This is a genomic window from Asticcacaulis sp. (assembly GCF_051956075.1).
Lineage (GTDB): Bacteria > Pseudomonadota > Alphaproteobacteria > Caulobacterales > Caulobacteraceae > Asticcacaulis.
In genome coordinates, this window is sequence record NZ_JBQCGA010000053.1 from 112,850 (window position 1) to 125,515 (window position 12,666).

Genomic DNA, 12,666 nt, shown 5'->3' on the forward strand with positions numbered 1-12,666 from the left:
CTTTGGTTTCACCAGAGAATCAACGATGCAAAAAGCCCTTAGACCTTCTAACCTAGTGCCCCCAGGCTTCGAGGTTGTGAGTGCTGTGAGCGACGGCGCGGTGACCGTGGTCACGGTACGCGCGACGAGCAGAGGCAGCATTTGTCCTTGCTGCGGATCATTATCCGAACGTGTCCGCAGCCGTTATTGTCGCCGTGTCGGTGATTTGCCACTGGCTGGGAGGCAGGTGCGCCTTGTTATTTCGGCGCGGCGCTTTCAGTGCGACTTCGCCTCATGCAAGCGACGCATCTTTACCGAGCGGTACGATAGTGCGGTCCTCGGCCCATGGGCGCGCCGGACCGTTCGACTCGACTATGTCGTTCACCAACTCGGCTTGGCGTTGGGAGGGCGCCCGGCCGCCAGCTTTGCCTCGCGCTTGATGGTTCCGGTGAGCAACGATACATTGCTGCGTGTCGTTCGACGGCGAAGCAGCAAGGTGTTTACACCCCCAAGCGTAATCGGTATCGACGACTGGGCCTGGCGTCGCAATCAACGCTACGGGACGATTATCTGCGACCTGGAACGGCGGCGCCCAATCCGACTTCTTCCCGATAGAGAGCCGGCAACGGCCGAGGCGTGGCTTCGCGGCCAACCGCAAATTGCCATTGTCGCCAGGGACCGCGGCGGTGGCTACGGTGGGGCGGTGGCCAAGGCGCTACCCCAAGCGGTACAAGTGGCCGATCGCGGGCATCTGATGGAGAATGCCAGCCAGGCATTCCGCGACGCCGTGCGAAAATCTATGCGCCAAGTCCGGACGGCAATTGGCGCAACTGTAATCAATCCGGACTTGCTCACCTCCGCAGAACGGCTCCAGTATGAAGGCTACCTGCGGCGCGAAGACGCCAACGCCGCGGTCCTTAAGCAATCAGCAAGCGGAACTTCAATCCGAGAGATCACCCGGCTTACCGGTCACAGCCGTGGCTTAGTCAGGAAAATTTTGCGAGGCCAACGTTCGGACGTCTTTAGGGTTCGCGAGAGTTCCCTTGAACTGCACTTGCCATGGCTGGATGAACAATGGGCAGCCGGCCATCGAAATGGCGCCGAACTTTGGCGGCGTCTCAAAGGCTTGGGTTTCCGAGGTTCGCAGCGGGTCGTTACCGAATGGGCGACACGGCGGCGGCGCTCGGAAAAGGCCGACGCTGAAAGCCTTCAACGTATCCCGTCTGCAAGAACTATTGCCAGGCTTATGACGGTGGGCCGAGATACTTTATCGAAGGCGGAGACCGTGCTCATCGCGTCTATCGAAGGCGGTGTTCCGCCGCTGGTCGAAGCGCGCGACCTCGTTGCGAACTTCCATACCATGATCCGTAAAAAGGCAACGGCCGAACTCGACCCTTGGGTCGAACAAGCAAAGGCCAGCCTACTCAGTTCGTTCGCTAACGGCGTCGCCAAGGACCACGCGGCCGTAAGCGCCGCAATATCCTCGTCATGGTCAAACGGCCAGACAGAAGGCCAGATCACCAAGCTGAAGCTTGTGAAGCGCCAAATGTACGGCCGAGCCAAGATCGATCTTCTTCAGGCGCGGTTGGTGGACGCCTATTGATCGCAACCTGCACCAAAATTGCGTCAGAGCCCCTTTTCGACGCCGGTTGACAAGCTGATGCCGTATTTGCAGTACCAGCGGACCGCCCAAAGAATGATCACGCCCTTGTAGTGCCGACCTTTGAAATCATTCATACCGTCAACCGAACGCCAAAAGCGCCGATTTGGGGACGCCGGGGAAATTTGCAACAGAGCCACCCTCTCAGCCGTCCGGCCTTTTGTGTGAGCACTCTGCGTACAAATATTTTAAAATCGCGGATACTTTATTTTAATTTCGCGAGATTATAAATTGAATTTCGTGGACATCGATTCTATATAAACGCGGACATGAGAAGGGGTGAACTGTGACCGTTACATATCAGCGCTGGCAGGCTTCGTCGATCCGGACTGCACTCAAGGAGCGCAGGGTCATCCTGCTGGAAGGGCCGAGGCAGTGCGGAAAGACCACACTTGCCCGACAGATGGCCGGAGGAGGCGAGGGGACGATCTACCGCACGTTGGATGATCAGACCCTTCTCAACTCGGCCTTCGAAGATCCCCATGGCTTTGTCGCCCACGGCAATGAGTTGATGATCATTGACGAGGTCCAACGCGCCCCTCTGCTATTACCTGCCGTGAAGAAGGATGTCGACGAGAACGAAACACCAGGCCGTTTTATTCTCACGGGCTCTGCAAATATCCAGTCCCTACCCAAGGTGAATGAGTCCCTGGCCGGGCGTGTCCGAAAGGTGCGTCTCAGACCGCTTAGCGAGGGCGAACTGGAAAATGCTCAGCCGCAATTCCTGGCAAGAATCTTTGCCGGCGATGCAAAGTCCCTGCCTGCATCTACTTTGAACAAGGACGACTATCTCACCCGAGCCCTCCGCGGCGGCTTTCCTGAAGCCGTACGACTGGGGAGCGAGCGGCAGCGCCGCCTGTGGCACAAGGACTACCTGCAGGCGCTCATTGATCGCGACCTTCGGGATATCGCCAATATCCGCCGGCAGGATAGCCTGCTGAAGCTGATCGAAGCCTTGGCCGCCTGGTCATCGAAATACATGGATGTATCCGCTATCGGCGCTTCGCTATCGCTGACCCATGGGACTCTCGAGTCCTATATCAACGCCGTCGAAACCTTGTACCTGGTCGATCGTGTCCGCCCCTGGACGAAGACCGACTACGCACGGATCGGCAAGAAAGATAAACTGTTCATGGCGGATACGGGCCTGATGGCGTCCTGCATGGGGTGGTCTCTGGACAAGGTGCGGCTGAACGGCGAGTTGAACGGCAAACTGATAGAGACATTTGTCTACACTCAACTTGCAGCGCTGGTCGATGCGAGTTCGGGGGAGTACACACTCAGTCATTACCGGGACCGGGAAAAACGCGAAGTCGACTTTCTCGTTGAGAACGACGATGCCATCGTCGGCATCGAAGTCAAAGCCGGAACAAATATCGATGCGGACAGTTTCAAGCATCTGAAGTGGTTCAAGGCGAATATGGCTGGAGAGAAACCCTTCTACAGCATCGTGCTTTATTCCGGCGAGTATACCGTATCTTTCGGCGAGGGCCTGTGGGCCGTCCCGACAAGCGCGCTTTGGTGCGCATAATAAATGCCGTGGGAAATATACCGAATAATATCAATATATTATATCATTTTCCAGAAAAAGTCACGACCAGATAACAGGCTGCGCCGAAGCGCGCGAAACTCTGTGGTGGAATCAACCCGTTTTGCAACAGGGTTGTGCATGTTGATAGGTTACGCCCGCGTCTCGAAATCCGAGGTCCAGGACGCCGCCTCCCAGGTTGACGCCTTGAAGGCTGCTGGCTGCGCGAAAGCCTTCGAGGAAACCTTCTCGGGCTGCCGTTGGGATCTCCCGCAGTTCAATCGCATGCTCGACGAGCTGCGCTCCGACGACGTCGTTATCGTGTCAGGTCTGGATCACCTTGCAAGCTCTCTGGTGGACCTGATCCCCATGAGTGAGAAGATACTGAGGCGCGACGTCAAAATTCGCGCGATGTCAGAACCCGTTGAAATATAAGGGCCGTCGGCACAAATCATAAGCGTGCTTGCGAAGTTTGATCGAGACCAGTTGAAGCTGCGAACAGGTGAAGGCCAAAAAGCTGCCCGTGCCCGAGGCAATGGCGGCGGCCGCTCCGCCAAGCTCTCCCCTATGCAGCAACGAGAGATAATGGACATGTTGGCTGCCGGGCGACCGGCCGCTGATCTGGCGCGATTGTTCCGAGTCCACCGTTCCACGATCAGTCGATTGGTGTCAAAAACTCCGAGACTCGGCGCGATGTCGCCGCGCAATGTTCGTTGAATGTTCGCCGAGTTGGCCAAAATCCCAGTGACGTTGTCATTGGGCCTTTTAAGCCGCCTCAGCCACGGGTCGAAATGGCGACCTTTGAACATGGACTTCAGCCCCCTCACAAATCAAAGGCGCGCATCTCTCCCAAAGTCGTAAAATTTTTGCGACACAACCCTATTTCGTGGCTCCATTAATAAGGCTGACGAAACTGCTCATCGAACAGTCTTCGTGCGATGTGGCGGATGGGCAATCTGGGATCGTCACCTTATCAATTTCAGGCGGCTGCGTTAGAGAAAGAGCGCTAGCGGCGCGAAGTTGTTGCAGGCTCTGGGCGACGTAACGGACGCGCACAAAAGCTTCACCGCTCGCGCCGCTTCGCCAGACTTCGAACACGAGCCCTCCGCCGGGCGCCGCCTGGCCGGGTCCGTAGTCCGGCAGGCGCCAATCGAGGCCCAAAAGTCCGGCCAGCATGTAGAGTGTGCCATCGTGGCCGACGATAACCGTTATGGGGGCGCCGCCGCCAACGCCTTCCGGGGCGCCTTGCAAAGTCGCCGCCAGCTTTTCGGCAAGATAGGATGTGGTTTGTCGCCCCATTTCAGGCGCGCGCAGGCGTAGGTCGAAGGATGCGGCGTGCAGGGCGAACAGATGTGTCAGGGTTGAAGCATCAACGCCGCGCCAGCCGAGGGCGGAGAAATCCTGACCGTCGGCATAGCCCATGAGCAGGCTCTCGATCAAGGTTCCGGTGGCCACGGCGGGGGACGTCACTGTCGCCATGCCGTCATCGCTGGTCGTCAGCGCGACAGGCGTCCTATCCAGATGAATCTTGTCGCCCGGCGTATGCGCCGATGTGCAGGGGACGGCGTCGCATTGCCACATCAGCGCCTCGACCTGATCGACGCCGGGGCGAAGGCGCGCATCCCAACGGACGAGATTGCCGCCGCTGCGCGCCAGAATCGCCGCCTTCTGCCGTTCGGTATCGGGCATGGCCACGCCTGCTCGGAAGGCGTCGAACAAAGGATCGGCGACGCCCGCAGCGACACGATGGACGATTGCGTCGCAGCCGGGGCTCAGGCCTTCGGCCAGGCCTGCCGCTGTCGCTTCGGTGCGCTCGGTGGCGTTGGCCCAGTAATAGACCTGATCGCAGTCCTTGGCGCTGTCCAGCAGGCCGTCGCGAACGTAGAGGTCGCGATAATAGGCTCCGAGCAGGGCGGCCAGCCGCTTGCCTCTGGGCGTCAGTTCGCCGGGCGCGACGCTGAAGGCGGGCCAGGGGCGAACGCTGTAAGCATTGAGCTGCTCCGGAGTCTTCATGGCGCTGCGTACGCCGTGGCGCATCAGGATGACAACGCGCTCCAGCCGGTCGGGCGGCGATGCGCAGACCGGACCGGCGCAAGCCGCAAGCGCCGCGATCAGTGTTAGGAGACGCCGGACGATCTTCATGGCTAACGCTTGACTTGGTTCATGGCGCCGCTTGTATAGCTCAGAGGCGCAAAGGTGATGGAGCGTTTGTAATCGCCGCCGCCGGGTAGAAGATTGTCGTGGTAGAACAGCCAGTCGCGACCGCCATAGCTGATGATCGCCTGATGATTGGTCGAGATTTTACGGTAGTCCAGCACGACGCCGCGATAGGTGTAGGGCCCCATCGGCGATGTGGCGGTCGCATAGACGATCTGGCCCGGCCAGCCGGTCGAGAAGGTGAAATAGTAAAGTCCGTCATGTTTGTTCAGATAGGGCGCTTCGCCGTATTTGACCTTGGGGTCGGTCGCAGGAAAGCCGTCGATGCGGATATCCTCGATGGAGCCTTCGGTTTCCGTCATGTCGGCTTTGAGCCGGACGATCTTGGGGACGCGCGTGCCGAAGACCATATAGGCCTGGCCGTCGTCGTCGATGAGCACAGCCGGGTCGATCGGCTCCGCGCCCGCATTGGCGTCGCGCGCCTTGTCGATCAGCGCGTCGCCGCGCGCGTCCTTGAACGGGCCTTTGGGATCGTCGGAGACGGCGACGCCGATCTTATCGCCCCCGACGGGCGCATAGAAATAGTATTTACCGTTGCGATAAGCCGCTTCCGGCGCCCACGCCTTGGCGTCGGGCCGCGCCCAGGAAAACACGCGGACTGACAGAAAAGAGCCCTGATCCGTCCAGTGGCGCATGTCTTTGGATGTAAACAGACGCCAGTCGGTTGAATCCCAGTACTTGCCGGAATTGTCCTGATCATTGGTGGTGTAGAGATAGATCCGTCCCTTGAAAACGTGCGGCGATGGATCGGCGCAGAAGCGTTGCGAGACGGGCGCTGGCCCTGCTTCCGGCGCAGCGCCAGCGGATGGCGACAGGGCGGCGCAACTGAGCGACAGGGCGGTGAGGCAGATGGGGGCGATTCTGATCGGCATTGGTTTTAGCATTGTCTTTCCGAGCATTCAGGGACGTTTCCTGCGGGTTGGCGGATCCAGTTCATCCGCGCCGAGCCAGTTCGACAGGAAGGTTTTGACATTTTCGATATGGCTCCACATGGCGACGTAGGCTGCGTCGCCGTCCCGCCGACGCAGGGCGTCGACAATGCGGTCGTGATCCCGTACCCAGCGGTCGCGATAGCGCTTGTCCTTGATATGCTCATGCAGGCGCCGCCAAAGCGGATTGTCATGACGGCGCTGACGCAGTTGCTCGACCAGCAGCACCAGCTCGTTATTCTGCGTCGCCTGCGCAATAGCGGTATGGAACAGGCTGTCAAAGCCTTCCTTCGGCTCGCCGAAGGCGGCGGCGCGATGGCCCTCATAGGCCTGTTCAATGGCGCGGATATCGTCATCGCCTGCATTCTGCGCCGCCAGTCGCGCGATATGGCTTTCCAGCCACTGACGCGCCTGCAGGAGTTCAAACGGTCCGGCGGGCGGATGCGCGTCGGTCAGCCTGGTCTCCGACGGCGCGGCGTTTTCAAAGGCGAGGGGCGTGATATAGATGCCAGATCCGTGCCGCGGCTCAATCAGGCCCTTAACCTCCAGCATGACAAGGGCGTCGCGGATCACGGTTCGACCAACATCGTAGCCTTGCGCCAGTTCACGTTCGGGCGGCAGGCGACCGGTGGCGTCGAATTCGCGCGCGCGGATGCGGCGGATCAGGTCTTCGCCTATATCCTGATAGGCGCGTCGTTCACGCGGGTGCGGGTGAAGCGGGGGCGCATGCTCGTCCATGTGAAGATCCTGCCGTTAATGAGATTGCGCCTGAGACTGCGTCTGAGTCTGCGGCCATGACGATGCGGGGCCGTAATGCGCCCGCGCGCCATCCAGGTCGATGTCGATCCGGTCCAGCATGACGCCGGGATCGAGCGGCCAGACCTTGAGCGTATGTTCGCCCGCCGCCAGCATACGCAGCGGCAGTTCGCGCACCGCCGTATTGGTCAGTACGTTTTCGCGCCATTGGTCGCTGCGGCCAAGGGTGGAGAAGTCGAAGGTCTGCACCGGGCCGTCATCGAGTTGCGCGGCCATGCGAACCTTCATGTCGCGCGTCAGCGGATGCGTGGGCAGGGCGATCAGTTTCAGCACGCCGCCTGCAGCGGTCGAGGTGGCGAAGCGATAGACGGCGGGGTCGCTTTGCGGCGGCGCGTCGTCGGGCTGGGCGGGCAGGTCGAGGCGCGCGCGCAACACGCCGCCCATGCTGCCGAGGCCGTCAATGCGCCGCCAGTCGGCGCCTGTGGTCTGACCGGCGGCGGGAAGGGTCACGATCCGGTTGTCCTCGACGGGGACGCCCGCAGGCAATTCCGGCAGAACGCGGACATAGATCACATGATCTTCGCCGCCACAGGACAGATGAATCTCCGAATCGCCCGCCGGGCCCTGGCCGTCATAATGCAGCACAAGTCGCGCCTCATAGCGGTCGTCGCCGTTCAGCGCTCCGGAGGTCGCCGAAAGAGCCAGATGATCGGCGCCCTTTGTCTGGCGCCAGACTGCGTCGATGGGCTGATGCGCGAACAATGCGACGGGCCGGTCTTCGGCGCGCCCGGCGACGAACGGCAGGGTGTTGTGGTCATTGTACCATTGGCCCGACAGGGCGATGCCACAGCCGGTCTTGGTCGAAGCCGACCAACTCGGCCACATCGGTTCGTCGAAGACCGGCAGATCGCGCGGCGCCATGTCCATGATGTTGCGCCACTTGCCGTTTTCAAGCCCGTTATAGGTTGCAGTGTCGGCGACGATCTGCGCATGGGCGGCCTTGGCCTCAGCGACATAGGCATTGGCGCTGGCGCGTTGCTCGCGCGCATAGAGGCTGGCCAGATCGAGGCTCATAATGCGCGTATTGAGGTTGGCGGCGGCGCGCACAGGATAGAGAACCAGCTCGAAATAGGCTGACTTGCGGTCGGCGGGCATGAGCGCCGCCAGTTTTTCGGCGCGCGCCGTTATGTCTTGATAGGCCCGGATGCGGGCCTGCGCCTCTTCGCCATCGGCCTCGGCGAAGGCGTCCGGCTGGTTCGGCGTCACCCATTCGGTCTGGCCAAAGCCCATGAATTCCGGGCGGCGCGCGAAGGCCAGGTCATAATAGCGCATCATCAAGTCGGCCAGTTCATCGGCATGTTCGGGGCCGAACTGCGCGCTCATGAAGCCCTTGAGATACGCGCGCGGCGTTTCGTCGAAGCGCCTGGCGTCGAAGGCCAGGTCAAGAAAATACTGGGTCAGATATTCGGCGGGTTTGATGTCGCCAACATTGACGATCCAGATACGCCGGTCGTTCTCGGCGTAGGCGCGCTGCATTTCTTCATGCACGAGCGCGGGATGGGTGGTGGCCAGCCACAGATAATCGTGCGGTCGTCCCCAGTAGGACAGGTGATAATAGACGCCGGAGCCGCCGGAGCGCTGCTGCTCGGCGGGCGTCGATAATTCGCGGATATAGCCGTAATTGTCGTCCGCCCACATCAAGGTGACGTCGTCCGGAATTTTCAGACCGGCGTCATAGGCTTCCTGCAATTCGTGATAGGCGACATAGACCTGCGGCACATAGGCGATCGGCGTTTTCAGCTCTTTTTCAAGAAGCTTGCGTTGCTGGCCGATCACATCCTCCAGAATCTGTTCGCGCTGCGCCGTCGTCGTCGCACCCTGCATCGGGCCGTCATGAACGCCGCGCAGGCCGACCGTATAGATGTCTTCGTAGGGTTTGCTCTGGTCGATGCGCTCGCGCCAGTAATCGAGAATGGCGCTGCGATTATGGGTGAAGTCGAACGGGCCTTTTTTCGTCTCGTCCCATTCGCGCAGATTGTTGCGCAGCATGGGTTCGGCATGCGAGGTGCCGATGACAATAGCGTAGTCTTTCGCCAGAGGCGCATTGCCGGGATTGCCGAAGAAGGGCGTCGAAATCGAGTGCATGGCGGGCCAGAGCGTATCGGCCTTGAGCCGCCACAGAAGCTGATAGACCTTGGCGTAGGTTTTGGGGCCGATATTGCCGGTTTCAGGATCGAGCGTTTTGGCCGCCCATGGCTCCAGCCCCCAGTCCTCATCATTAATAAAGACGCCGCGATACTTCACCGATGGAGTGTGTGAGGTGACGACCGCGTCGGAAATCGCCAGCCGGTCCTGACGGCGCGGCGTCACGTCCGCCCACCAGCTCCAGGCCGAAATCCCCAGTTCTCGCGACAGATCGACCGCGCCATAGACCGCGCCGCGTACGTCGGAACCGGCGATCAGCACGTAGGCGCGGCCTTCGCGACGGATCACGACGCGGCGATAGACCTCCCATTGCCCCTTGAGGTCGGAGAGGTCGACCCCGCCTTCGCGCGCCAGCTTCCGGATGGCCGGAGCGTCGTAGAGGCCGATCAGAATGCAGGTTCTGGCGCAGGTTTCCGGCGTCGCTGAGGTCTTGGGCGCTTGTCCGCTCAGGGCGGTCAGATCGCCCGCCAGCATATCGGTCGCCAGAGCCATTGTCCGGCCCGCGCCATGATCGACATGCACAAGACTGGTCAGATCGCGCCCGTTGAACAGGGGCAGCTCTCCCGCCGCCGCCGGCAGGGCGTAGCCCCCGGCGACCAGCGCGATCAGGCTGAAGCCCAGGCGTTTCACGAACGACATCATCACCTTGTTTATCCCTGTTCTGGTGTTCTGTCGGCGCAGTGGTCGACCTCTTTTCCCCGATGGGTCGGAAACATTATAAAACGGATATTGCAATCAATTACAATATGAAATATTCATTCTGAAGCTGGCGCGAACCGTCAAAAAGGGGTGGCGAACACCCTGACAACCCGTGGGAGGGACAAGGCCAGATGCAACAGGTCAGCCACTTTATCGGTGGACGCATCGTCTCGCAAGCCTCGCGCTTCGCTGATGTCTTCGACCCCAACACAGGGCGCGTTCAGGCGCGGGTCGAGCTGGGCGACGCGGTGCTGCTGGAGACGGCTGTAGCGTCGGCCGCAAGGGCGCAGAAAGGCTGGGCCGCCACCAATCCGCAGCGGCGGGCGCGCGTTCTGTTCGAGTTTGTGCGTCTGGTCAATCGCGACCGCGACGCCCTGGCGGCGTTGTTGTCCAGCGAACACGGCAAGGTCATCGCGGATGCGCATGGCGACATCCAGCGCGGTCTGGAGGTGGTCGAATTCGCCTGCGGCGTCCCGCATTTAATCAAGGGCGATATGACCTCAGGCGCGGGGCCGGGCATCGACGTCTATTCGCTGCGCCAGCCGCTCGGCGTTGTGGCGGGCATTACGCCGTTCAACTTTCCGGCCATGATCCCTTTGTGGATGTGCGCGCCCGCTATCGCCTGCGGCAACGCTTTCATCCTCAAGCCATCCGAGCGCACCCCGTCCGTGCCGTTGCGCCTGGCCGAGCTGTGGCTGGAGGCGGGCCTGCCCGAAGGCGTATTCAATGTCGTCATGGGCGATAAGGAGATGGTGGACGCCATTCTTGATCATCCGCAGATTCGGGCCGTCAGCTTCGTCGGCTCGTCCGATATCGCGCAATATGTCTATGGGCGCGGCGCGGCGGCGGGCAAACGCATGCAATGCATGGGCGGAGCCAAGAACCACGGCATAGTCCTGCCCGACGCCGATCTCGATCAGGCTGTGGCCGATATTGTCGGTGCGGCGTTCGGCTCGGCGGGCGAACGCTGCATGGCCCTGCCGGTGGTCGCGCCGGTGGGCGAGGCGACCGCTGACGCCGTGCGTCAGAAGCTGGAAGCGGCCATAGACGGTTTGCGCGTCGGCGTCTCCGGCGATCCGCAGGCGCATTACGGCCCGGTGGTCACCGCCGCGCACAAGGCGCGGATCGAGGACTATATCGCGCTGGGCGTAAGCGAAGGCGCCGAGCTGGCGCGCGATGGACGCGGGCTTTCGCTGCAAGGGCATGAGGGCGGTTTCTTCTTGGGGCCGACCCTGTTCGACCACGTCAAAGCCTCCATGCGCAGCTATCAGGACGAAATCTTCGGGCCGGTGCTGCAAATGGTGCGCGCTGACAGTTTCGAGGCGGCGCTGGACCTGCCTTCGCGCCATGCTTACGGCAATGGCGTCGCCATCTTCACACGCAACGGCGCGCGGGCGCGTGACTTTGCGGCCCGCGTCGAGGTCGGCATGGTCGGGATCAATGTGCCGATCCCCGTGCCGGTCGCCTATCACTCCTTCGGCGGCTGGAAGCGTTCGGGCTTTGGCGATCTCAACCAGTACGGCGAAGACGGGGTGCGCTTTTACACCCGCGTCAAGACGGTGACGCAGCGCTGGCCCGCCGACGAGGCGCATGCGGGCGATACCGCCGCAGACGGTTTTGTGATACCCACCATGCGTTAGACGGCCTGGGCGCCGCCGCAAGGATGTCTGAATAGAATAAAAAAGATCGAATCCTGTCATTCGGTTCACAACACAGAGGAAACGCCGCCATGTCGATCTCACGTCGTCTCATTCTCGGCACAGCCCTGGGACTGGCCTTAACCGCCGCCCTGTCCGGCTGCGCAAAGTCCGGTTCGGACGCGCAGACCGTCGTGGTCAGTTTCAGCGACCTGTCGCAGCCCTTCTTTGTCGCCATGCGCGCCGATCTTGAGGACGAGGCGAAAAAGCTCGGCGTTAAGGTACAGGTGCTGGACGGTCAGAACAATTCCTCCAAACAGGTCGCGGACGTGCAGGCCGCAGAGGTGCAGGGCGTCGGCGCGGTCATCCTGGCCCCGACCGACTCCAAGGCGCTGGCCTCGACCACGGACGAACTGATCCAGCAGGGGATCGTCGTCGCCACGGTCGATCGCCATATTGAAGGCGGCAAACAGACCGTGCCGCATTTCGGGGCCGACAATGTCGCGGGCGGGCGCCTGATGGGCGACTGGGTGGTCAAGACCTTCCCCAAGGGCGCGCGCGTGGTGGTGATCACCAACGATCCCGGCTCATCGACCTCCATCGAACGCGTGCAGGGCGTGCATGAGGCGCTGGCGGCGGGCGGGCCGGCCTTTAAGATCCTTACCGAGCAAACCGCCTATTCCAAGCGCGATCAGGCCCTGACGGTGACGCAGAATATTCTGACCTCGATGGGCGGCGACCATCCCGATGCGATTCTGTGTCTGAACGACGATATGGCCATGGGCGCGCTGGAGGCGGTGCGCGGGGCGGGCCTGTCGCCGCAGCAGGTGCGCGTCCTCGGCTTCGACGCCATACCCGAAGCCCTCGCCAAGGTGCGCGATGGCGAGATGGCGGCGACGGTCGAACAGAATCCCGGCAAACAGATCCGACTGGCGCTCGATTCGGTCGTGGCGGCGCTGCGCGATCACAAGCCCCTGACCTCGCACGCCATCGAGCCGGTGCTGATCACCAAGGACAATCTCAATCAGGCCGCGCGCATTTCGGAAGTCCGTTAGG

Annotated in this window: 10 protein-coding genes and 1 pseudogene; 6 read left to right on the top strand and 5 right to left on the bottom strand. The window is 61.4% G+C overall.

Going from position 1 to position 12,666, the window contains the following annotated elements:
- Positions 1–25: 25 nt before the first annotated feature.
- Positions 26–1,582 (top strand): ISL3 family transposase, encoded by a 1,557-nt coding sequence (locus ACTHLA_RS13530; protein ID WP_440190222.1) that lies wholly within the window; start codon positions 26–28, stop codon positions 1,580–1,582.
- 53 nt (positions 1,583–1,635) lie between these two features.
- Here the strand turns inward: ACTHLA_RS13530 and ACTHLA_RS13535 are convergent.
- Positions 1,636–1,716 (bottom strand): annotated as a pseudogene (locus ACTHLA_RS13535) (IS6 family transposase); the annotation flags it as partial.
- Between the two features lie 209 nt (positions 1,717–1,925).
- Here ACTHLA_RS13535 and ACTHLA_RS13540 point away from each other — a divergent pair.
- From ACTHLA_RS13540 to ACTHLA_RS13550, 3 genes are all read left to right on the top strand, one after another.
- A complete protein-coding gene (locus ACTHLA_RS13540) occupies positions 1,926–3,170 on the top strand; it encodes an ATP-binding protein (protein ID WP_440190225.1) in 1,245 nt (414 codons plus the stop codon).
- Between the two features lie 138 nt (positions 3,171–3,308).
- Positions 3,309–3,602, top strand: a complete 294-nt coding sequence (locus tag ACTHLA_RS13545) for a recombinase family protein (protein ID WP_440190228.1) — start codon at positions 3,309–3,311, stop codon at positions 3,600–3,602.
- Positions 3,603–3,734: 132 nt separating this feature from the next.
- Positions 3,735–3,884 carry a helix-turn-helix domain-containing protein gene (locus tag ACTHLA_RS13550; RefSeq protein WP_440190531.1) on the top strand — a complete coding sequence of 50 codons (150 nt, stop codon included), beginning with the start codon at positions 3,735–3,737 and terminating at the stop codon, positions 3,882–3,884.
- A gap of 162 nt (positions 3,885–4,046) precedes the next feature.
- Here ACTHLA_RS13550 and ACTHLA_RS13555 read toward each other — a convergent pair whose 3' ends face one another.
- From ACTHLA_RS13555 to ACTHLA_RS13570, 4 genes are read right to left on the bottom strand one after another with little or no spacing between them, the layout of a single operon-like run.
- Entirely contained in the window at positions 4,047–5,309 is a 1,263-nt protein-coding gene (locus ACTHLA_RS13555; protein ID WP_440190231.1) for a histidine-type phosphatase, read from the bottom strand.
- Positions 5,310–5,311: 2 nt separating this feature from the next.
- Complete coding sequence (locus tag ACTHLA_RS13560) at positions 5,312–6,256, bottom strand: family 43 glycosylhydrolase (RefSeq protein WP_440190234.1); 945 nt, start codon at positions 6,254–6,256, stop codon at positions 5,312–5,314.
- Between the two features lie 27 nt (positions 6,257–6,283).
- The gene (locus ACTHLA_RS13565; protein WP_440190237.1) at positions 6,284–7,051 is read right to left on the bottom strand and encodes an FCD domain-containing protein; all 768 of its coding nucleotides are present in this window, start codon (positions 7,049–7,051) and stop codon (positions 6,284–6,286) included.
- 15 nt (positions 7,052–7,066) lie between these two features.
- Positions 7,067–9,916, bottom strand: coding sequence for a glycosyl hydrolase 115 family protein (locus tag ACTHLA_RS13570; RefSeq protein WP_440190534.1), 2,850 nt, complete (start codon positions 9,914–9,916; stop codon positions 7,067–7,069).
- 188 nt (positions 9,917–10,104) lie between these two features.
- On the opposite strand from ACTHLA_RS13570, the gene ACTHLA_RS13575 reads away from it, so the two are divergent.
- Positions 10,105–11,613, top strand: a complete 1,509-nt coding sequence (locus ACTHLA_RS13575) for a CoA-acylating methylmalonate-semialdehyde dehydrogenase (protein ID WP_440190240.1) — start codon at positions 10,105–10,107, stop codon at positions 11,611–11,613.
- Positions 11,614–11,702: 89 nt separating this feature from the next.
- Positions 11,703–12,665: a substrate-binding domain-containing protein gene (locus tag ACTHLA_RS13580; RefSeq protein WP_440190243.1), complete on the top strand. Its 963-nt coding sequence runs from the start codon at positions 11,703–11,705 to the stop codon at positions 12,663–12,665.
- Position 12,666: the final 1 nt, after the last annotated feature.